The organism is Pedobacter africanus (assembly GCF_040548825.1).
Taxonomy (GTDB): domain Bacteria; phylum Bacteroidota; class Bacteroidia; order Sphingobacteriales; family Sphingobacteriaceae; genus Pedobacter; species Pedobacter africanus_A.
On the sequence record NZ_JBEPSL010000001.1, the window covers coordinates 758,517 to 780,074 of the forward strand.

The 21,558-nt window shown below is 44.9% G+C and carries 17 protein-coding genes; 10 read left to right on the forward strand and 7 right to left on the reverse strand.

What is annotated here, in order from left to right:
* Nucleotide 1: 1 nt before the first annotated feature.
* From ABIE26_RS03020 to ABIE26_RS03040, 5 genes are all read right to left on the reverse strand, one after another.
* Nucleotides 2-1,075 (reverse strand): TlpA disulfide reductase family protein, encoded by a 1,074-nt coding sequence (locus ABIE26_RS03020; protein ID WP_310140162.1) that lies wholly within the window; start codon nt 1,073-1,075, stop codon nt 2-4.
* A gap of 66 nt (nt 1,076-1,141) precedes the next feature.
* Nucleotides 1,142-2,584 (reverse strand): RagB/SusD family nutrient uptake outer membrane protein, encoded by a 1,443-nt coding sequence (locus ABIE26_RS03025; RefSeq protein ID WP_310140159.1) that lies wholly within the window; start codon nt 2,582-2,584, stop codon nt 1,142-1,144.
* A 10-nt stretch (nt 2,585-2,594) separates the two neighbouring features.
* The gene (locus tag ABIE26_RS03030) at nt 2,595-5,858 is read right to left on the reverse strand and encodes a SusC/RagA family TonB-linked outer membrane protein (RefSeq protein WP_310140156.1); all 3,264 of its coding nucleotides are present in this window, start codon (nt 5,856-5,858) and stop codon (nt 2,595-2,597) included.
* 201 nt (nt 5,859-6,059) lie between these two features.
* Entirely contained in the window at nt 6,060-7,229 is a 1,170-nt protein-coding gene (locus tag ABIE26_RS03035; protein ID WP_310140154.1) for a FecR family protein, read from the reverse strand.
* Nucleotides 7,230-7,277: 48 nt separating this feature from the next.
* Nucleotides 7,278-7,850, reverse strand: a complete 573-nt coding sequence (locus ABIE26_RS03040; RefSeq protein WP_310140152.1) for a sigma-70 family RNA polymerase sigma factor — start codon at nt 7,848-7,850, stop codon at nt 7,278-7,280.
* Between the two features lie 105 nt (nt 7,851-7,955).
* Here ABIE26_RS03040 and ABIE26_RS03045 point away from each other — a divergent pair, with 105 nt between their 5' ends.
* From ABIE26_RS03045 to ABIE26_RS03065, 5 genes are all read left to right on the forward strand, one after another.
* A complete protein-coding gene (locus tag ABIE26_RS03045; RefSeq protein ID WP_310140149.1) occupies nt 7,956-8,528 on the forward strand; it encodes an RNA polymerase sigma-70 factor in 573 nt (190 codons plus the stop codon).
* Nucleotides 8,529-8,607: 79 nt separating this feature from the next.
* Complete coding sequence (locus tag ABIE26_RS03050; RefSeq protein ID WP_310140146.1) at nt 8,608-9,795, forward strand: FecR family protein; 1,188 nt, start codon at nt 8,608-8,610, stop codon at nt 9,793-9,795.
* A gap of 205 nt (nt 9,796-10,000) precedes the next feature.
* The gene (locus ABIE26_RS03055; protein ID WP_310140145.1) at nt 10,001-13,297 is read left to right on the forward strand and encodes a SusC/RagA family TonB-linked outer membrane protein; all 3,297 of its coding nucleotides are present in this window, start codon (nt 10,001-10,003) and stop codon (nt 13,295-13,297) included.
* An 11-nt stretch (nt 13,298-13,308) separates the two neighbouring features.
* Complete coding sequence (locus ABIE26_RS03060) at nt 13,309-14,778, forward strand: RagB/SusD family nutrient uptake outer membrane protein (RefSeq protein WP_310140143.1); 1,470 nt, start codon at nt 13,309-13,311, stop codon at nt 14,776-14,778.
* On the forward strand, nt 14,779-15,897 hold the full coding sequence (locus ABIE26_RS03065) for a metallophosphoesterase (RefSeq protein WP_310140141.1): 1,119 nt from the start codon (nt 14,779-14,781) through the stop codon (nt 15,895-15,897). It begins immediately after the preceding gene.
* A 7-nt stretch (nt 15,898-15,904) separates the two neighbouring features.
* Here the strand turns inward: ABIE26_RS03065 and ABIE26_RS03070 are convergent, their stop codons facing one another.
* Complete coding sequence (locus ABIE26_RS03070; protein WP_310140140.1) at nt 15,905-16,261, reverse strand: hypothetical protein; 357 nt, start codon at nt 16,259-16,261, stop codon at nt 15,905-15,907.
* A 10-nt stretch (nt 16,262-16,271) separates the two neighbouring features.
* On the reverse strand, nt 16,272-16,799 hold the full coding sequence (locus tag ABIE26_RS03075) for a hypothetical protein (protein WP_310140139.1): 528 nt from the start codon (nt 16,797-16,799) through the stop codon (nt 16,272-16,274).
* Between the two features lie 101 nt (nt 16,800-16,900).
* Between ABIE26_RS03075 and ABIE26_RS03080 the strand changes: the two genes are divergently transcribed.
* The 5 genes from ABIE26_RS03080 to ABIE26_RS03100 all read left to right on the forward strand — a co-directional run bounded on the left by ABIE26_RS03080 (nt 16,901) and on the right by ABIE26_RS03100 (nt 21,468).
* Nucleotides 16,901-17,566, forward strand: coding sequence for a FadR/GntR family transcriptional regulator (locus tag ABIE26_RS03080; RefSeq protein ID WP_310140137.1), 666 nt, complete (start codon nt 16,901-16,903; stop codon nt 17,564-17,566).
* 4 nt (nt 17,567-17,570) lie between these two features.
* Nucleotides 17,571-18,797 carry an MFS transporter gene (locus ABIE26_RS03085; RefSeq protein ID WP_310140136.1) on the forward strand — a complete coding sequence of 409 codons (1,227 nt, stop codon included), beginning with the start codon at nt 17,571-17,573 and terminating at the stop codon, nt 18,795-18,797.
* 10 nt (nt 18,798-18,807) lie between these two features.
* On the forward strand, nt 18,808-19,356 hold the full coding sequence (locus tag ABIE26_RS03090) for an AAA family ATPase (RefSeq protein ID WP_310140134.1): 549 nt from the start codon (nt 18,808-18,810) through the stop codon (nt 19,354-19,356).
* 89 nt (nt 19,357-19,445) lie between these two features.
* Entirely contained in the window at nt 19,446-20,744 is a 1,299-nt protein-coding gene (locus tag ABIE26_RS03095; RefSeq protein ID WP_354375003.1) for a Gfo/Idh/MocA family protein, read from the forward strand.
* 19 nt (nt 20,745-20,763) lie between these two features.
* On the forward strand, nt 20,764-21,468 hold the full coding sequence (locus ABIE26_RS03100) for a 3-keto-disaccharide hydrolase (protein ID WP_310140131.1): 705 nt from the start codon (nt 20,764-20,766) through the stop codon (nt 21,466-21,468).
* Nucleotides 21,469-21,558 lie beyond the last annotated feature (90 nt).

Consider the following 21,558-nt stretch of genomic DNA (forward strand, 5'->3'; position numbering starts at 1 on the left):
CTTATTTCGTTAAATCTGCCAGCTTCTTCATTAAATCTTCAGCATGCAGGTTTTTTGCTAGTATTACACCCTTTGCATCCAGTAGCAGATTTTGAGGTAGCGCTGTAATGCCATAAAGTACAGCAACCGGATCTGCCCAGCCTTTTAAACTAGACACCTGTTGCCATAACAAGCCATCCTTTTCGATAGCTGCTTTCCATTTCCCTGTGTCGCTGTCCAGCGACACACTCAATATATTCAACTCTTTGCGGCTATAAGTGTTGTAAGCCTGTACCAGGTAAGGGTTTTCCTTACGGCAAGGACTACACCAGCTAGCCCAGAAATCCAGGATGGTATATTTACCACTGTTTAGTACAGTCTCCAGCTTTAAGGTATTACCTTCCGGGGTCAATGCTTCAAAATGAGGTACGTTTGCTCCGGCAACCATTCTCCTGGCTTTGGCAATTCGCTCGCCAAACATTTTTCCCTTATTGCTGTTTTTTATCCTGTCACTTAATTTCTGAAACCTCGGGTATACTACTGCATGATCTATGAGGCCACCAGATTGTTTTATCAGTAAATCCAATGTGATATGGGAATCAGGATTGTGGTTCATAAATTCGTTGGTTGTTTGGGCTATTTGAGCGTCCAGCATAGTTATTTTGTTCAAAAGTTCCTGCGCCGGGGGATGCTCCTTTTCTGCTTTTGGAATGCGGTGATATTTTAGCATATACTTCATTTTTTGTCCCTGCAGTGGCCGCGAAGGCTCCATGAGCCGGTAATAATCGGCAGCAATCTCATTGCCTCCTATTTTTGCATGTTTCAGGGAATCAGTTGTAGCTATGCTGGTAAAACCTGGGGCCAGGTAAAAATCAATATCATTTGAAGAATTCACGGGTCCTACAATCAGATAAGCTATACCGGCCGCATCAACCTCACCTTCCAGTGTAAATGTGCCATTGTGAATAAGAGTACTGTCATGCTTGCTTTCATTTAGTTTGGTGTAATATAAGTGTACCTTTTCTCCGTCATTAGAAAGACTGAGTTTACCTTTTATGGTAAAGGAACGCAGTTGTGCCGATGCAATTATGGGCATGGTTATGCACATTAATATTGCTTTTATATATTTTGAGGTCATACGTATAAGATTTGTTCAGGTACTTTAATTGTAGCCAGGGTTTTGTGTAAGAAAAGGATTTCTATTGACGTCATCTAATGGAATAGGAAACAGTTTAGCTTCCGGCCGCCAGTTTGGTTTATCTTTCAATATTTCGTCTGCCTTGCCGGTTCGTTTTAAATCCATCCATCGGTGGCCGTATTCGCTGAAGAATTCAACAAAGCGTTCCTGTGCAATCAGGGTTAAAAGCTGCGATTGTGTGGCCCCGGGGTTTTTATCCGAAATTAAAGAGATGCCCGAACGTTGTCTGACTGCATCCAGATCGCTGATGGCCCCACTCAACTTGTTTTGCATGGTCCTGGCTTCTGCACGGATCAGGTACACTTCAGAGAGGCGAAGGAAAACATTGGATTCTGTTTTTGTCGTACCGGTACCACTATTGATTTTGTATTTGTATGGATAATGATAGGGTTTGGTTATACCTGCGGTTGTAATCGTATTTGTCCGGATCCATTCCACTTTTCTCTGGTCGCCAGGCTCAAATGACTGATATAGCTTGTCTGTAAGCAGATAAGTGGGGACGGTAATTACAGAAGAGGGAATAAAATTATATGCATCCCAAGTGTACAGGACATTTCCGGGCTGCTGCAGCTGTAATATAACTTCTTTGCTGCTGGTTAAAAAGGTTTTTTTCAGATCATTTTCCATATCGTACATGGTTTTACCGGCAACATCTATTACAGCGCCCGCCTGCACCTCGGCATTTGCCCATTCCTCCATGTATAAGTATACTCTGGCCAGCAGCGCACACGCAGCATATTTATTGGCACGCAGACGCTGCGTGCCCAGATAAGCGGGACCGAGATTATTTACCGCATATTTCAGGTCTTCCACTATAAGTTTATAAATTTCATCGGCAGAAACCCGGGGTAAATTGGCATTTACGCGGTAATCCGTACCAGTGGGCATCGGAACATCACCATACAGGTTAAGGAGGTAAAAGAAGTTGGCTGCCCGTATAAACCTGGCTTCGGCAAGGAATTGCTTTCTGGATGCGTCGGTAACCCCCTTGGATTTTTCCAGATTTTCTATAACCGCATTTGAATTGAACAGAAAATTATACAACGTTCCCCAGATGCCAATGCTGTTAATGCTGTTTGTGGAACTTATGGCGTTGATATAGAATTCGTTATAGCTGTTGCTGGTAGTGCTGGGTTCCATTTCATCCGCACTTACTCCCATAGCTGTCTGCAGATGTATTCCATATGCATTTATGGCAGGAGTAGGCCCAAGGTAGCTGCCTATGAGTAAACCATATAAGCCTCTTACGGCTGAAGCTGCCTTGGCATCACTGTCAAAAGCTATGTCTGAGGTCATCTGGTCTATCGGGGCGGGTACCTCCACAAATTTTTTGCAGCTGGAAAAGCCAAGCCACAGGCAGCCAAGTAAAAGCAGGTTGTTTTTTATATAGGTTTTATTTAAGCTCATGATTGTCATTTTAAAGTGTTATTTGTAAGCCTGTCGTAATGATGCGCAGGGGAGGCATTCGGGTGTAACTTTGTGTTTCAGGATCCGCACCTTCGTAATTCGTAAATACAAACAGGTTTTGTGCCTGTGCGTAGACACGGATTGCGTTTACCAGCTTTGTTGGAATGGTATAAGAAAAAGAAATATTTTTTAGCCGCAGATAATTGATGTTGGTATATGCCCGGTTAGAAAAGGTCATGGCGTAGAAGCCTGTGATACCTGTTATGGGACCGGAGTTTGTAGTAAATTTCTGAATATCTGTAATGTCACCCTCTTTTTGCCATCTCTTCAAAGCCAGCGTAGGTACATTGTAAGCGGTTCCTGGTGGATAACTGGAATTGCCGCTTCGCCAGTCCCTTCCCATCTGACTGTTGAATTGTAGGAAAAAACTCAGAGTAAAGCCCTTATAGGTAAAGGTATTGTTTAAACCGCCAAAAAATTTAGGGTCAAGCGTTCCTGACACTGCATAATCGTTGCTAGAATTCAACCTGTTGTCGCCATTTACATCTTTTGTGGTATAAAGTCCGGTAGCCGGATCTACTCCGGTATACTGCGCCTGGTATATCCTGTTTAGTGATTCGCCGATGGTGTAGGTTCTGGCATAGCTTGATTTTTCCAGATCAGGGAATTTTATAAGCTGGTTTTGTGGAATGCTGATGTTAAAATCAGTATTCCAAGTAAGCGCCCTTTTGATATTTTGGGTGGTTACAGTAAATTCCAGGCCTCTGTTCCTGACTTTTACTCCGGACAAATTCTGCTTAATGGTTATAAAACCAGTCGTTCTGGGCAACAAATAGCTTACCAGTGGTTCTGAGGAAATATTCTGATAGGCTGATGCCGTAAACAGGATTCTGTCGTTCAGAAAGCCGAGTTCCAGGCCAACTTCGGTTTTGGTATTGCTTTCCCAGTGCAGGTTGGGATTATAGAGTTTGGAAGGATATATTGCTGATGAATCTGCATAATTTCCCGCGGAGGCCCAGGCATCAAGGTAAGCGTATTCGCCAATCTGGTCGTTGCCGGTAACACCATAGCTTGCCCTCAGTTTACCATAGCTCAGTACCTTGTTTTTCTTCAGCAGGGATTCTTCGCCAAATATCCATGCTGCCCCGATGGCAGCAAAGTTAGAAAAACGGAATTTCGGGCCAAAACGACTGGAGCCATCCCTTCGTCCGGTAAAATTAACAATATATTTGTCTGCAAGGTTATAATTGACCCTGCCAAAAAAAGCCTGGTATTTGTAGTGGGTTAATGTGTTACTGGCCGTAATGCCGGTACCTGGTGCGCCTTTCAACGAGCCGAGCATCTCATCACTAGTATAACCTGTAGCACTTGTTACATCACCTTCGACACCGCGTTTATTGTAAGTTGCACCCAGCAATACATCGAGTTTGCCCCAATTGCCGTTTTTGATATGGCTGCTATATTCCAGTTGTGGCTCTATAATCCAGTTTTTGAGCTGATTGTTGCCAAAATAGGCCTGGCCACTTAAATTGGAAAGCCTGGGGTTCTGTGCAGCGATGGGGATGAACTTTTTCTCATCCATTTGAGTAAGGTTATACCCGAAAGTACTTCTGATCACCAAACCCCCAAACAGCTTATAGCTTATCAGTGTATTTGCATTCAGATTGCCCAGCTGGGCCAGATACTTTTGTTTAAATATGGCCAGAGGATTGTCTTTTTGTATATATAAACCAGTCTCATTCCAGGCCAGTTCACCTTTTTCATCATAAAGCCTGAAATTAGGGGGAAGTACCGTGTATGTGGCAAGATCAACCGCCAGCAAGTTATTTTTACTGGCTATATAATTTCCCGAGAATTCTACACTGAACTTTCCATCCTCACTCAGGGTACCAACATTCACGCTCATCGAGGCACGCTCTGTTCCCATATTGCCATGCCACACAGTACCTTCTTTATGATAACCTCCATTGATCCGGTATCGGGTATTTTTATTGCCGCCCGAAAAGCTAAGCTGGGCATCGTTGGTATGGGCGGTATTGCCGATTAAAAGCTTGGGAAAATTGGTATAACGGTTGATATCCCATAGTAGCAGGTCGTAAGCATTACTATTGGTTTTTACAATTTTATCATTGGTAAAAGCTTCGTTTCGCATGTTGATGTATTGTTCTGTGTTCAGCATTTTTGGTAAGTAAGATACCTCACTGATACCAGAATACAGATTTATATCCATACGCAGTTTTCCGGGTTTCCCCTTACGGGTAGTAACGAGTATTACACCATTTGCCCCTCTGCTGCCATAGATGGCTGTGGCATCTGCATCTTTAAGCACGTCTATACTTTCGATATCAGCCATGTTGAGGCCCGATAAAGCGGATAAGCCATCAAGCGCTGTGACACCGAATGGTCCGGTTACCTGGTTTACCTTGTCATTCCCTGCGGCCATAGGCACCCCATCCAAAATAAATAGTGGTTGGTCTGAACTCAGTAATTTGTCGAAATTAGCCCTTCCGCGGATCTGTATATTTAAACGGGCGCCCGGAACGCCCGTGCTCTGACTTACCACCATACCAGGTATGCGGCCAATCAAGGCCTGCATGGGGTCAGATACCGGTTGTTTTACCAGCTCATCTCCACTGATGCCGGAAATATTGGAAGTGGCTAAACGCCGGGAGCCTTTACTGTAGGCCTGCACGGTTACTTCATCCAGTCGCGCATCACTTAGCTGAAGCGCTATAATGCCTAATTTTTCAGTGGCTTTAAGGGTGAAGTTTTTATAGCCGACATAGCTGATCTCCAGTTCAGTACCTTCTTCAATGTTGCTAAAGAAAAACCTGCCGTTTTTGTCGGTTTTAGTATGCTGCCCGGTTTTTGCCCTCACGGTTGCCCTTTGTAGGGGCTGGCCTTCAGGATCGATCACCTGACCGTTTACCTCTATGGCTTTAAAATAGGACAGGAATTTGCCAAGTGCATCAGAAAGCTCCGTTTTTGGCCTTACTTCTATGGTATTTCCTTCCAGATGGTAGTCAAAAGGCTGGTCTGCAAACAGTGCCGCTAAAACCAAAGTCAGCTCCTGGTTGTGTGCTACCAGGGTTACTGGTTTTGCTTTATGTAGCAAATCATTATCAATCAGGTAATTGATGCTGGTCTGTGCACTGATTTTATTGAGTACGCTTTGCAGTGTGCTCCTACGCGCATTGAGGCTTATTTTCTGCGCAAATGTGGATGCACTGACCTGCATAAAAAGTACCAGCATAAGTACTATTGTAATCTTCATGATCCTCAAAAATTGTATAGCATGGCAGCTTCGCCAGTACCATAATTTTGTGTAAATTTTGTACATTTGGTTAGTTCGTTTAAATAGTTGATTGTGACATGCAATACCTGGATAAACTGAACATTGATCAGGGGTGTGTCCAGCACTTCTGATCTTCATTTTATCAGGTCTTCCTTTTACAGGGAATGATTGTGGTAAACTCTAATTCATAACGTATACTTTTCTCCCTTCGATTTTAAATTTAACTTTACCCGAGGCTTCAATCTGGGCTAGTACCTTAGAGAGCTTAACTGCTCTGGACATCACCCCTGTCATTTTTAAGCTTGGCTTTTTGCCTACATACTCAAATTCTACATGGTACCAATTCCTTAGCCGCTGTAGTATGGTTTCCAGATCATCGTCCACGAAAACAAAATCACCTCTTCTCCAGGCCATAACGGCCGCCGTATCTGCTTTAACTACATGTAAAATCCCTTTAGATGAATTGGCCTGTTCGCCTGGTTTTAAGGTTTTTTTCAGATCAGGTTCCTGCAGCAGGTTTACCTGCACCGAGCCTTCCAGCAAAGTAGTTTTCACCTCGGTCCCGTAATCGTAGGTATTCACGTTAAAATGTGTGCCTAGTACCCTAAGTAATTGGTTGCCAGATTGTAGAAGGAAGGGTTTTGCCGCATTTTTAGCTACTTCAAAATAGGCTTCACCGCGCAGCTCAACCGTTCTTGTATTTAACTTGTCAAAGGTTGAAGGGAATTTAAGAGTGCTGGCGGCGTTAAGCCATATTTTGCTCCCATCCGGGAGAGTGAGGTAATAAGTGCTACCGTGTTGGGTATTGGCGGTAAGCACTATAGCTTTGTTATTCAGCAATTCTGTTGCAAGCCCAGGATGATTTGCTACCTTACTACTATCCGTATATTTTAAACCGGAACTGCCAATTATAACTCCTTTTTTTGTATTACTAAGCGCTATGATGTCGCCATCGGGCAGTGTTAAGGTTGCTGTATTCGGTAGCGGCGGAATATCATTGCGCGCAGCAATTTGTCTGCCGCGCTCTTCTAAGGACTGGTCTGGCTTGAAGAACCAGATGCAAAACACAATTGCAGCGACTGTGGCAGCTACACCCACAAGCCGGGGCCATAGTTTGTAACCGGGCTGTGCTGCAACAGTATTATCAGGTAAGCCAATTGTCCGTAGGAGCTGCCGGTATAGCCTAAATTTTAATTCCCGTTCGTTTCTGTCCCCGGAATTCCACTCAATTACTTTTGGTACGGGCTGGTTATACCAGGCATCCAGTTGCTCAGATTCTTCCTTACTGATGGTTCCTCGGAGCTTTTTTTTTGTAAGTTCTTTTAATCGTTCAGTGTTTATTGCGGCCATGATATCAAATCCTTTTTATACATAGCCAGTAAAAAGGAGGTGATACCCTTAGTTGAACTGAAAAAAAATATAATATATATAACGATAGAACTTTTCCCGGAGTGTCCTTAGGGCTTTCTCTATATGGGCTTCTACCGTTTTTTGTGAAATTTTAAGCAATCCGGCAATTTCTTTTCCTTTCATTCCATCGTTCCTATGTTTAAACACAAGTCTGCATTTTTCGGGAAGTGCAGCTATGGCGCGCTCCAGGTCTTGCTGAAGGTCGGTAAAATCCAGCCATTGCCGGGTGGCATCATCGGCTACGGGCGCTGGTTTTACATCTTCAATAAAAGGGTGCCTTTTTTTCCTGTCTGATATTTTGTTGAATACCTCGTATTTAACTGCAGAGGCAATGTAAGTATGCATGGTATTTCTGATCTCTGTGCTATGCCTTCGCTTCCACAGGTTGGCAAAAGCGTCCAGTACAACTTCTTCGGCACCGTCGTCAGACCGCAGGAGGTAGGAGGCCTTTACCAGCATTTTTTTCCAGTACCTGTCGAACAATGTGCTGAAAGCACTTTGGCTGTCTTGCTTTATCAGGACAAAAAGTTCTTCATCAGAAAGCAGTTTGTGATTTTTCATATTGTCAGTTATCCGTCAGTTAAATTTAGTATTTAATATGCAATCTTATGCAAAAATTGGAAAACCTGGTAAAGCAATATTAAATTTAATGTAGCTTTGATTGCTATGCAGGGATATGATACCATCAGCGATTTTGAACTGCTGGACCTCCTGAGGTCTGATGACCATGCCGCGTTCGCTGAACTGTACGAGCGTTACAAAGTAGTACTTTACCTCCATGCCAAACGGATGCTGGCCGATCAAGACGAGACCAAGGATGTGATCCAGGAAGTATTTACACAATTGTGGATCAAAAGGGCTGATATTGTCATCAGCACCTCCATTAAATCTTACTTATATACCAGCATCCGCAATAAGGTATTTAACCTGCTGGCCCATCGTAAATTTGAAATGAATTACCTCAATTCTCTGCAGCAGGTCATCGATCTTGGCGAAACCAGTGTGGAAGCGCAGCTCAGGGAAAAGCAGTTGATTGCAATGATAGAGCGGGAAATTGAGCAGCTTCCCTCAAAAATGCGCGAGGTTTTTGAACTGAGCCGCAAGCATCACCTCTCCCATAAAGAGATCGCCGAAAAGTTGAACATTTCAGATAAAACCGTAAAAAAGCAGATCAACAATGCCATCAAAATCCTGCGGCTTAAAATCAATACCATTTTACTTGTTTTCCCTTTCCTGTAAAATATTTTATTTTTTTCTACTACCAGGGTAACTTTCATTTGTCATAACCGCATAAAAGATAAAAAAGCTTTTTAAGGTAATGGACAACAGCAAAGCTAAAGCGATACTAGAAAAATATAAATCCGGCACATTGAACCAGGCAGAACAGCACCTGCTGGAAGACTGGTATCTGGGCTTGTCGTACAGCAATAAACTTGATCTTGAAGAGGGAGAGCTCGATCAGAACCTGGAGGAGATCTGGAAAACGATCAGCTCAAATACTGCTGTTCCTATGCAGAAAACCTATAAAATTGTATGGTGGAAAAAGCTTGGTGCGGCAGCTGCCGTATTGCTGGTTTTTGGGGCAGGATTCTATTTCTACAACCAAAAAGAAAGTAAAACAAGTCGGCCCCAATCGTCCTTCACAACAGCTGTTCAGCCGGGCAGCAACCGCGCCACCCTAACTCTGGCCAATGGTAAAGTAATTGCGCTGGACGATGCCGGTAGTGGAAAGCTCGCCGAGCAGGCTGGGGTCAGCATTACCAAAACAAAAGACGGGCAGCTGGTTTATACCATCGCCAATGGGGCAGCCGGCAGTAACAAAGAAACGATCAATACCATTACCACACCAAAAGGGGGGCAATACCAGGTTAACCTGCCTGATGGGAGCAGGGTTTGGCTCAATGCTGCTTCTTCACTGCGTTACCCGGTCTACTTTACAGGTGCAGAACGCAGGGTTACCTTAACCGGTGAAGCGTATTTTGAAATTGCAAAGGTATACAGCGCTGCGCTGTCGCAACGCGGTAATGCCCCTCAAAGAAGAGTGCAGGCCCCTTTCATTGTCCTGACAGACAAACAGCAGGTTACTGTTTTAGGTACCCATTTTAACATCAACGCTTATACTGATGAACCGGTTGTAAAAACCACCCTGCTGGAAGGTGCAGTTAGGGTAAACCGGACCGCTGCTCCGGCAACTGCCCTGGTATTAAAACCCGGTGAGCAGAGTAGTATAGCCGGCAGCCAGCTAAATGTAGTCGCCGTAAATACCGAAGAGGCCATTGCCTGGAAAAACGGAATGTTCATGTTTAAGGATGCCGATCTGAAGACCGTAATGCGTGCCATAGCCCGGTGGTACGATGTGGAGGTGCAGTACGAAGGCACACTTCCGGATAAAGAATTCTCGGGTGATATTTACCGCAATCTTGACCTTAACCAGGTATTGAGTGTACTGAGTTTTTACAAAGTGCATTTCAGGGTTGAAGGGAAAAAAATAACCGTAACACCATAACCTATCAGAAATTAACCAATTCTACATAACCAAACTAAAACGCAATGAAAATCAGACTCCGACAATGCTAGACAGATCAGGGGAAAGAAAAAACCGCAGAAGTGTTGGAGCACAACTGCGGCAATATCTGAGTTAACCCTGCCCGGAAATCCGGGAAAACAATTTCGAAAACTATTTACTGTATTAACCCAAACACCACAAAAGTATGAATTTTAATACGATTACTACAGCTATGTCCAAACCATGGCTGCCCCCTAGACTGTTACTCATTATGAAGCTCACCACACTTCTTTTGTTTTTAGCACTGCTGCAGGCCAGTGCGGAAGGGTATAGCCAGATTACCCTGAAAAAAAACAATGTGACATTTGAAAGCGTTTTGCAATCCATCAAAAAACAAACAGGCTATGCTTTTTTTTACGACAGTAAGGACATCAGGCTCAGCCGGATCAGCATCAATGTCAACAATGCCAGTTTGAACGATGTGCTGGCCGAGTGTGCCCGGGTATTGCCACTTACCTTTAAAATTGTAGGGAACAACGTGTTGTTGAAACGTAAGGACACAGCCATTCCCGGCTTCGATCAGCAGTACGCCGCTATCCTGGTAAAAGGAAAGGTTTTTGACGAAACCGGAAAGCCGGTTCCGGGGGTAAGCGTTACCCTGAGTGGGGCCGATTACAGACAAACCACACAAACCAATTCTGGTGGTGAGTATTCCTTTAGTGCGTCAATGGCGGGTACCTTTACCTTAACGGTGAGTTCCATTGGTTATAACAAGCAAGTCATTACACTGGAACTGAATAAAGACAATATCAGCCACAATGTAACCCTGGTACCTTCCAATGAAGACCTTTCGGAAGTTATGGTAGTGGCTTATGGTACACAAACCAAGGCCTCCTTTACCGGATCGGCCAAGGTGCTGAAACCTGTCGTTGTAAACGGGGCGCCAAGGGTATCATTACAGGAAAGCCTGCAGGGAAATGTACCGGGATTGATCTCTTCCAATGGCTCGGGCCAGCCGGGCGCGGTGCCTAATGTACGTATCCGTGGTATAGGCTCTGTAAATGCGGGCAGCGGGCCACTATATGTGGTCGACGGAATTCCACTAGAATCCGGCCAGATCAGCAGCCTGAACAGCTTCGATATAGAAAACGTAACGGTGTTGAAAGATGCAGCAGCGGCTTCTATTTATGGGTCAAGGGCAGCCAATGGCGTCATTATCATTACCACCAAAAATGGCGTTGCAGGAAAAACAGTGATCAGCGCATCCATACAATCGGGCGTCAATAACGTTACCCCGATTAAAAACAATAAGCCTCTGAGCACTGCCGAAATGCTGGAATTGCTGAGAGAAGGCTGGGTAAATAAAGGCAGTGATCCGGCTTTGTTCGACAAGGCAGTGACCGATAATGGGGTGGATGCCAATATCAACACCAACTGGTTCGACCTCCTTACCCGTACCGGGAACCATACCCAGCTCGATCTTTCGGCAAGCGGTGGTACAGAGAAAACAAAATTTTACGTTTCTGGTAGCCACTATGTAGCCAAGGCCGCATTACTGGGCAGCGATTTTTCGCGCAGCACAGGTAATTTAAGGCTGAGCAACCAGGTTTCAGAGAAACTTTCCATAAACGGTGGATTACAGGTAAACTACCGCCGCAACCACAGCCAGGCCGATGCCGGTACTTTTGGCAACCCGGTAAGGATGTACTCCATCTATCAACCCTGGTTAAGGGCCTATAACGATGATGGAACTTATGATTTCAGTTATTTTAACAGGTATAATCCAATTGCACAGGTAAAAGAAAGCTATGACGAAAGCACTACTTTTGGCATGCTTGGTAATTTTTTAGCCAAGTATCAGATCCTCCCTTCATTGTCCATCGAAAACCAGTCGAACATCAGCTTCGGCTACAATGAAAGGACAGAATACAATAAATCGGGCGTAGGTACTTCACGTACCGATGGCGGAAGGGCCACGGCCAGTACCAGCCGGTACATCAACTGGGTAAATACGGCCATTTTGCGTTACAACAAAACCTTTGGCGATTTAGGTTTGAAAACTTACCTGGGCTATGAGACACAGGAGGTAAAAGAGGTGGGTACCAGCGTGCAAAAACGCAACTTTTTGCCCAATACCTATACCTTAGACAACGCATCTATATTGATGGACGGAGGATCGAACGCTACGGGGAATACCCTGAACTCAGTGTTTTTGAATGCCACGGCCGATTACAAATCGCGTTATTATTTAAGTGCTTCGGTTAGGCGCGATGGTTCATCAAGGTTTGGAGCAGACAGGCCGTACGGTAATTTCTGGTCGGTAGGTGCCTCATGGAACATCAGCAAAGAAGTGTTTATGGAAGGACAGAAAGTTTTTTCTGACCTGCGTTTGCGTACCAGCTATGGGGTAAACGGAAATCAGGATATCAGCAATTTCCTTTCCAGGGCTTTGTATAGCAGTTCTTCGTACGATAATGCACCAGGATTGGTTTTTTCCAATTATGGCAATAACCTGCTCACCTGGGAAAAGAACAAACCCTTTAATATCGGTCTTGATTTTGGGCTGCTGAGCAACAGGATTACGGCCACAGTTGAATACTACACCCGTGCTACTTCCGATTTGTTGCTGAGCAGGCCCATCTCGGCTACCAATGGCCTGACCAGTTTTACCGATAACGTTGGTGCCATCAAAAACAGTGGTCTGGAGTTCGACCTGAACAGCGTAAATGTCAGGGCGGCAGGCAATGGTTTTGGCTGGACTACAGAGTTCAACATCTCTACCATGAAAAACAAGATCACTGCTTTGAGCAGTCCGATCATTTCAGGTGGCTACAACCGCTTTGTAGGCGGCGATTATTATCAGTTGTACATGGTGGGCTATGCAGGGGTAAACCCCGATAACGGGGAGTCGTTATGGTATACCGACGGAACAAAAACCGCTACCACCAATGTTTATGGATCGGCCGCCCAGTTTAACCAGGGCAGTGCTTTACCCGATTTTTTTGGCGGTTTAACCAATACCTTTACCTATAAAGGCTTTTCACTGAGCTTCCAGTTCAACTTTAACTTCGGTAACAAGATTTACGACAACTGGGGTGCAACAGGCAATTCAGATGGTTCGGGCGGTTTTACGCCTACCACCCGGATGACCCGCTATACCTACGAGAATAGGTGGCGAAAACAGGGGGATGTGACCGATCAGCCTAAAATGTTTTTTACAGGTACACAGTCTGGCTTGTCCAGTCAGGGTTCTACCCGTTTCCTGTATGATGGCGACTATATCCGCCTGCGCGATGTAACCCTGGGTTATCAGCTTCCGGAAAGATGGATCAAAAGCATCAGTATGAGCAGCGCCCGTATTTATTTCAGGGCAAACAACCTGTATACCTATATCAAAGACAAACGTGTCAATTTCGACCCTGAGGTAGGGATAGATGGTTTGGCCGATAAAAATATACCAGTTTATAAAACTGCATTAATTGGTCTTGATCTTAAATTTTAATCGATACAGCAATGAAAAAATCATATAAAATACTAGCTGTGCTGTTGATGGTTCTGTCATTCAGTGCATGTAAAAAGGAATTCCTTGAGGTTGATCCTCAACAGCAAACCGCTGTGGATATGGTAGTGATAGATTTGCCTAGTACCAAGGCTGCGGTAATGGGTACTTATGCACTGCTGCAAAGTGCTGCTTATTACGGACGGAGCATGGTGATCTATCCGGAAGTGATGTCCGATAACTTGTATATCAGCAGGCGTAATTCTAACCGTTATACGGCTTATGACCAGTATAATGCGGCAGCGAACGACAGCCGTTCGGCTGAAACCTGGAACATCTTGTACCGTACCATTGTGAATGCAAACATCATTATTTCCAAAGGCGAACTGCTGAATGTTCCTGAAACCCAGAAAGCAGAAGTAAACCACCTGATTGGCGAGGCTTATACCTTAAGGGCGCTGGCACATTTTGACCTGTTGCGTTTGTATGCCTTGCCTTACAATGCTACTGCTGCTGCAGGCCATATTGGTATCCCGGTTGTAAACAAAAGCGGTACCAGCAAGGAAGATGTGATCTCGCCATCACGCAATACAGTAAAAGAGGGCTATACCCAGGTGGTAAACGACCTGGTAAAGGCGGCTACCCTAATGCCTGCCGCAGCACCGGTGGGTTTTGCAGCTTCTAATAAAGGGCATATTACACATTACGCAGCAAAAGCATTGCTGGCCAGGGTATACTTATATATGGAAGACTGGGCAAATGCCGAAACCCTGGCCACCGAGGTAATTACCGGTAATAAATATACTTTACTGAGCAATGCCAACTATGTAAGTGGTGCTACCAATTTTAGGAACCAGAACAATAGCGAAACGATTTTTGAGATTGTGTACAATACGACCAGTAACCTGGGTACAGATGCCCTGGTAGCCTTTTTGCTGCAGGGTGCCAGTTATGGCGATGGCCTGGCCACCGACGACCTGTATAACAAATATACCGCTACAGATGTACGCCGTGGCTTTATGGCCAAAAGTAAAAGATCAGGATCGGGTGGTGAGGATCCTGCAGTGATCATCAACAAATACAACAATACCACCACTTATGAAGAGGGGGTTAAGGTGATACGTTTATCGGAAGCATACCTGATCAGGGCAGAAGCAAGGGCCAGACAAACAGGTAAGGATGCACTGGCAGCAGCCGATCTGGATGCGGTAGCCAAACGTGCCGATACCGCCAAACCAACCACTACCGAAACAGGAACAGCTTTGCAGGCCCTGATTTTGCTGGAAAACCGTAAGGAATTTGCTTTTGAAGGACACCGCTTGTTCGATCTTACGCGCAACAAGCAGAATTTCACCAAATACCGTGCAGATGGGGCTACCATTGCTGTTCCCAATACTTCGTTACGGACCATATTGCCTATTCCGCTGGCCGAGATGAACTCCAACCCGAATATGGAACAGAATGAGGCTTATAAAACCAATTAAATGATGATGCTGTTTCGCATGATGCCAATGCTTGCCGCAGGTTTACTTTTTTTTAATGTAAACCTGCAGGCACAGCAGGCCGGAAATAAGAACGACGGCCCTTACGTACTGTACCGTGGCGGGGCTATGGTAATTAGCCGGATCGAGCCTGGTAAAGACAAAGGCGCGCAAGCTGTAACTGAGCGCTATCCGCTGAAAGGAAAAGATAAAGTACCCGTTGTGGTCCGTTTTTCCGATCATCCCGGTTGGGACTTTACAGTAAAACTGCAAACTACGCTTGTTAATGAACCTTCCGAATTCAGGCAGCCGGATAAATTGCTGGCACTTTCGGATATAGAGGGCGAGTTTGAAGCTTTAAGGAAGCTGCTGCTGGCCAACAGGGTGATGGACGAACATTACAACTGGACCTTTGGCAAGGGACACCTGGTTATTTGCGGCGACCTGTTTGACCGGGGATTGGATGTGCCGGCAACCATATGGCTTTTGTATAAACTGGAGCAGGATGCTAAAACAAAAGGTGGTTATTTGCATACCATTCTGGGCAACCACGACATCATGAACCTGAGCGGAGACGTACGTTACGTTAAAGAAAAGTATTTCAGCAATGCAAAGCTGATGGGGTACGACTATATGGAACTTTACGGGCCGGATACCGAACTGGGGCGCTGGCTGCGCAGTAAGAACCTGGTAGAGAAAATAGGTGATAACCTTTGTCTGCATGCCGGCGTGGCACCCGAGATCAATAAGCTTAACATGAGCTTAAAGCAGATCAATGAAAGCTGCAGACCTTATTACGATAAAGCCAAAAAGCCGGATTTGTTTGCAGATAAAACCATATGGAAATTTTTTGATGGGACAAAATCGTCCTTGTTCTGGTACCGGGGATATTTTCATGAACCAAAGGCAACAGAACAGGAGGTTGATGAAACCCTTTCGCTCTATAAGGTTAAACGCATTATTGTAGGCCATACCATTACCGATACCAATGTTGGCTTTTATTACAATGGTAAAGTGCTGGGGATTGATGTAAACCAGCATAAAGGGCATCATGAAGGTGCTTTATACAATCAGGGCAAATGGTATAAGGTTGGGGTAACAGGCGCAGCAGGTAAGCTTTAGCAAAGGATCATATAGCTTGCTGAAATATAATGCAGACAGTAGTAGGGTCAAGCGTGGCAAATTCTTTAAGTCCCCAGGGTTTGGTAATCACTCTATTGGAATTGGGATGCAGAATTTCCGGTGCACGATCTTTGATCTCACGGTAGATGGCCTCAATATCATTGGTCGCTATTCTGATTTCAGGCCGGTCACCCTCTGCAAATTCTTTGCTGTCTACCAGCAGAAAAGTAATGTCATCCCGGTTAACGATGTATAGGGAATCGTCATGGTAACCGAGTGTAAAGCCCATGCCATCAATGAAAAATTTCAGTCCTACATGAATATCTGAATAAAATACTTTTGGAAGAATTTGCTGAAGTGCCATAGTGGAATTTTTATTTTGTTGATTTTGGAAGGTCCTTGTGGGTGGTAAAAACAATTTCGGGCTGCTGATCAAATTCAGATACATAAAGGCAATTTGCTCTCGTTGTGATCATTTGATACTCCTTTCGTGTTTTTTTTCTGATATACTGTTTTTTTCTCTTTTTGTATCTGTATCCATTTTCACGAAAGCTTTTCTCCATTTCCTGAATAACAGGTTTGGGTGCAGTATAGCGTATTTCAATACTGATGATGTGTTTGATGGAATCGGTTTCCCGAACAGACACCTGTAAGATTTCCTGCGTGCTGTTGTTTCTGAATGTTTCGGCTGTAACCTGTATGTTTCCGTTTTGGTTGTAAGGAGCACTACCTGAAATGGAATAGAAAGGGATCTTTCGTTCAATGAACCGGTAGGTATCCCCGCTTAACGATTTTGGATGTTTTTGTTTGACTACTATCGTATCAAAATCTTTTACGGAAATGCTTTGTGCAAAAGCAATTTTTGTGAGGATAATCAGTAAAACAGATAAAATTTTTTTCATAGTACGATTGTCTGTATCCTAACAAATATTAGGCCGAAGCCTTGCGTTTTGATCATAAAGTTTTACCTTTGCAATTCATCTGATGATATGATGAATAGTACATGGGAAACAGAATCATTAAAAAGTCTCTTGCGGATGAAGTAGCATCCAAAATTCAGGAGCAGATTTTATTGGGCAAATACCAGTTAAACGATAAGCTACCTATAGAGCCCGAACTGATGAAAAGCTTTGGCGTTGGCCGTTCTACCATACGTGAAGCCATAAAAATCCTGACCAATACGGGCTTATTGCGGGTACAGCAGGGGGCTGGTACTTTTGTAGAACAGGTAACCGGCACCAGGGAACCTATGGAGCAGCGCCTAAAACGCGCCAACGTGCAGGACCTGGACCAGGTGCGGCAGCTGCTGGAAATGAAGATTGCCGAACTCGCCGCACGAAACAGGACAGATGTCGATATCATGGTCATTAAAGGTCACCTCGAGGACAGGAAGAACGCCGCGATCATGGGCTTAAAAGAGGCCTGTATTGATGCAGATGTAAAATTTCATATGGCCATTGCCGAAGCCTCAAAAAATGAGATCCTGGCCGAACTTTATAAGTCGACCGCCATACACCTGAAGAATTGGTTTATGACCATATACCCCGACACAGTGATTTTTGAAGAAACTTACCCCATTCACGAACAGCTGCTGAAAAGCATCATCGCCGGCGATTCCAAGAAAGCCTGGAGCATTGCCGCAAAAATATTAGGACACGTATCTCAATAACAACATGAAAGAAACAAGTACAAGTACCATTGACCCCAAACAAGTTGCACAGCAAACCGTATTTCCCATACTGTTTGCCATCAGCTTTTCCCACTTACTGAACGATACCATACAGTCGCTCATTCCGGCTATCTATCCGTTGGTTAAAGACAATTATAACCTTAGCTTCTCGCAAATTGGCCTCATCACCCTTGCCTTCCAGATGGCTGCTTCTTTATTTCAGCCTTTTGTAGGCTTGTATACCGATAAAAAACCTCAGCCCTACTCACTGGCCATTGGAATGGGTTTTACATTGATAGGTCTGATCACTTTATCCCTGTCTACCGGATTTTATTTTATGCTGCTTTCGGTAGCCTTAATTGGTACCGGATCCTCCATTTTTCATCCTGAGGCTTCGCGGATGGCACATGCGGCATCCGGCGGGCGCCGCGGGCTGGCACAATCTATTTTTCAGCTGGGCGGAAATGCCGGGAGTTCAATAGGACCATTGCTGGCTGCCTGGATTATTGTGCCCAACGGGCAGTTTAGTGTGATCTGGTTCTCTATCATTGCCTTGCTGGCCATTATGATATTGACCCGGGTAGGCAAATGGTATAAAGGCTATATGGTAAATTTAAGGGCTAAACATGGCAGTAAATTGACTGTTGTGACCAATAATTTTTCGAAAACCAGGGTGGTAACTGCAGTTGTTATTTTGCTGGTGCTCATCTTTTCAAAATACTTTTACATGGCCAGTTTAACCAGTTATTTTACTTTCTATTTAATTGATAAGTTCCATGTATCGGTGCAAACTTCACAGCTTTATCTGTTTGTATTCCTGTTTTCAGTTGCTGCAGGTACATTGGTGGGTGGCCCGGTGGGCGACAGGTTTGGCCGTAAATATGTCATCTGGTTCTCTATCCTGGGTACCGCTCCCTTTGCATTGATGCTGCCTTATGCAAATTTATTCTGGACAGGCGTGCTGATCGTTCCCATCGGGATGATCCTTGCTTCTGCTTTCTCGGCCATCCTGGTGTATGCCCAGGAATTGATCCCGGGTAAGGTAGGCCTGGTTGCTGGCCTTTTCTTTGGTTTTGCATTTGGTATGGGCGGAATTGGTTCTGCTTTGCTGGGCAAACTTGCCGATAGCACCAGTATTGAATATGTATTCCACATCTGTGCTTTCCTGCCCCTGATTGGTATCATTACCGGGTTTCTGCCTAATATTGAGGGGAAAAAGAAATCTGCGTAAGCGGCTGCTGATGTTACCGATGCTCAAAGATAGTTTTTATGTGATCACTGGCGGGCCGGGCATGGGTAAAACCACATTGCTTAAGGAACTGGAACACCTGGGTTATACCTGCATCGAAGAGTCGGGCCGCAAGATCATTATAGATGAACAGTTGCGTGGGAGAAAAGCCCTACCCTGGAAAGACCCGGCTCTTTTTGCCAGGGCAATGTTCAATTGTGCGGTAAATGATTTCAAAGCCCATACGGCAGGCCAGGGCCCCGTATATTTTGACCGGGGCATTCCTGATGTAATTGGTTACCTGCAACTTTGCAGACTTCCGGTTCCTGATGATATGTTGCGTGCGGCAAAAGCACTGAGGTACAACCAAAAGGTATTTATTACACCTCCATGGGCCGAAATTTACAGGAACGATGCGGAAAGGAAGCAGTCGTTTGATGAGGCGGTGGCTACCTACGAGGTCATGAAAGTCGTATATGCCGATCTTGGGTATGTACTTATAGAATTGCCAAAATTCCCGGTTTTGGAAAGGGCAAACTTCATTACCGGGCAAATTGGCTAAAAATCAATGCGCTATACTTTTTAAAAAATAACATTAATTCGGTCATTCATAATATAATTTCTATTTTTATATATCAAATGAAACCAAATATGATGAATGATTTAAATTTAACAAACAGGAGGTCTTTTATAAAGAAATCGGGTATAGTTGTGCTGGGTGCCACACTGGCTTCCCAAACCGGCTTCGGATCGCCGTTGTTCAGTTCTGCCAAAACCCTTAAGGCAGGTTTAATCGGTTGTGGCGGAAGAGGGACTGGGGCTGCAGCGCAGGCATTGGCTGCCGATCCTGATGTGGTCATAACCGCCCTGGGTGATGTTTTTGAAGACCGTCTGGAAGGGGCCCTGAGCGCGCTTACCAATATTGACGCAAAAAGGGTTAAGGTAGATAAAAAAAGAAAATTCATAGGCTTTGATGCTTATCAGAAGGTCATAGATTCAGGAGTGGATGTGGTATTGTTAACCACCCCGCCTGCTTTCAGGCCAGATCAGTTAACTGCGGCAATAAACGCCGGTAAACATGTGTTCTGTGAAAAGCCTGTGGCGGTTGATTCGCCGGGGATCCGTAAAGTGCTGGCAGCAGCAAAAAAGGCGCAGGAGAAAAACCTTGCCCTGGTATCGGGCTTTTGCTTCCGGTACGACCTGCCCTCAAGGGGCGTATTTAGCCGTGTTTTAAATGGTGATGTAGGGGAGATCAAAACCATCTCTACCTTCAGGAACGGCTCAGGCAACTGGTCTAACCCGCGCCAGCCCGACTGGAACGACCTTACCTATAAAATGCGCAACTGGCATTACCACAACTGGCTTTCGGGCGATTTTATTGTGGAACAGGCTGTGCATAGCTTGGACATGATGTCATGGGCCATGGGCGATAAAATGCCGCTAACCTGTACCGCAACCGGTGGAAGGCAGGTGCGGGTAAACGAGATCTACGGAAACATATACGATCATTTTGCTGTAGAGTTTGGCTATGCCAACGGTGCCAAAGGTTTCCATTTCTGCAGGCAGCAGGAGGGAACATCGCACCGCAATACAGTCGATGTGCTCGGTACAGAAGGCAGCGCCTATATCAACGTGGGTATGAAATATGAACTGAGCGGCAAGAACAACTGGAAATACGAGGGCGAAAAGAAAAATATGTATCAGATACAGCACAACGAGCTGTTTGCTTCCATCAGGAACGGTACGCCGATCAACAATGGCGAGTTCATGACGCAGAGTACTTTATTGTCTATCTGGGGCCGTATGGCAGCTTATAGCGGACAAACCATCAGTTATGAAGATGCCCTGAACTCAAATGTAGCCCTGGGACCAAAATTTGAAGATTACAGCTGGGATATGAAATGGGACGACCAGCCGGTAGCTTTACCAGGTATAACCAAAGTGATTTAAGCACCTGCATTTATATATCATGAATGTATTTAGAGGAATGGCTGTGGCCTTTTTGCAGTTATTGCTGTATGTTGTAACTGCGTACGCACAGGTAAAACCCATACAATTCGGGCAGGAAACCGAATTGCCGGGCCCTGCCGGGAAAGCCAAAAAACAAAGCATCAGCTGGATAAACGTAAATACAGACCCGGATACCTGGCGGCTGGAGAAGGATCTGCTGATCTGCACCGGTAAACCCATCGGGGTAATGCGTTCTGAAAAGCTTTACGATAATTTTATCCTTGAAGTAGAGTGGAAACACCTGGAGGCCGGTGGCAATTCAGGGATATTTGTATGGAGCGATGCCAAACCGGGCGAAAAGAACCGCCTGCCGGGTGGGGTAGAAGTGCAGATGCTGGAGCTGGACTGGGTAAAGCTGAACGCCAAAGATGGTGTGGAACAGCCGATAGCCTATGTGCATGGCGAGCTGTTTGGTGTTGGCGGTGTAACCACCATTCCTGATAATCCGAGAGGTGAACGCAGTAAATCTGTAGAAAACCGCTGCAAAGGCAGGGGAGAATGGAACAGTTACCGTGTGGTTTGTGTAGATGGGACGATTAAATTGTCGGTAAACGGCAAATTTGTAAACGGTATCAGCAGGTCAACTGTAAAAAAGGGTTATTTGTGCCTGGAATCGGAAGGCGCTGAGATTCATTTCCGGAACTTAAAAATCACACAGCTGTAAAAAAATACAATAGCTCAGGATAAAACGAAAGTCTGGCTGAAAGAAATTGTTGTTTATGGCCTTTTTTCTGAAAAATTTTCGGAAATAAAA

Bases quoted from the DNA above. Each gene is read 5' to 3' on its own strand.
- ABIE26_RS03020 (WP_310140162.1), bottom strand. From the start codon at position 1,075: ATGCCCATAATTGCATCGGCACAACTGCGTTCCTTTACCATAAAAGGT.
- ABIE26_RS03025 (WP_310140159.1), bottom strand. From the start codon at position 2,584: ATGAGCTTAAATAAAACCTATATAAAAAACAACCTGCTTTTACTTGGC.
- ABIE26_RS03030 (WP_310140156.1), bottom strand. From the start codon at position 5,858: ATGAAGATTACAATAGTACTTATGCTGGTACTTTTTATGCAGGTCAGT.
- ABIE26_RS03035 (WP_310140154.1), bottom strand. From the start codon at position 7,229: ATGGCCGCAATAAACACTGAACGATTAAAAGAACTTACAAAAAAAAAG.
- ABIE26_RS03040 (WP_310140152.1), bottom strand. From the start codon at position 7,850: ATGAAAAATCACAAACTGCTTTCTGATGAAGAACTTTTTGTCCTGATA.
- ABIE26_RS03045 (WP_310140149.1), top strand. From the start codon at position 7,956: ATGCAGGGATATGATACCATCAGCGATTTTGAACTGCTGGACCTCCTG.
- ABIE26_RS03050 (WP_310140146.1), top strand. From the start codon at position 8,608: ATGGACAACAGCAAAGCTAAAGCGATACTAGAAAAATATAAATCCGGC.
- ABIE26_RS03055 (WP_310140145.1), top strand. From the start codon at position 10,001: ATGAATTTTAATACGATTACTACAGCTATGTCCAAACCATGGCTGCCC.
- ABIE26_RS03060 (WP_310140143.1), top strand. From the start codon at position 13,309: ATGAAAAAATCATATAAAATACTAGCTGTGCTGTTGATGGTTCTGTCA.
- ABIE26_RS03065 (WP_310140141.1), top strand. From the start codon at position 14,779: ATGATGATGCTGTTTCGCATGATGCCAATGCTTGCCGCAGGTTTACTT.
- ABIE26_RS03070 (WP_310140140.1), bottom strand. From the start codon at position 16,261: ATGGCACTTCAGCAAATTCTTCCAAAAGTATTTTATTCAGATATTCAT.
- ABIE26_RS03075 (WP_310140139.1), bottom strand. From the start codon at position 16,799: ATGAAAAAAATTTTATCTGTTTTACTGATTATCCTCACAAAAATTGCT.
- ABIE26_RS03080 (WP_310140137.1), top strand. From the start codon at position 16,901: ATGGGAAACAGAATCATTAAAAAGTCTCTTGCGGATGAAGTAGCATCC.
- ABIE26_RS03085 (WP_310140136.1), top strand. From the start codon at position 17,571: ATGAAAGAAACAAGTACAAGTACCATTGACCCCAAACAAGTTGCACAG.
- ABIE26_RS03090 (WP_310140134.1), top strand. From the start codon at position 18,808: ATGTTACCGATGCTCAAAGATAGTTTTTATGTGATCACTGGCGGGCCG.
- ABIE26_RS03095 (WP_354375003.1), top strand. From the start codon at position 19,446: ATGATGAATGATTTAAATTTAACAAACAGGAGGTCTTTTATAAAGAAA.
- ABIE26_RS03100 (WP_310140131.1), top strand. From the start codon at position 20,764: ATGAATGTATTTAGAGGAATGGCTGTGGCCTTTTTGCAGTTATTGCTG.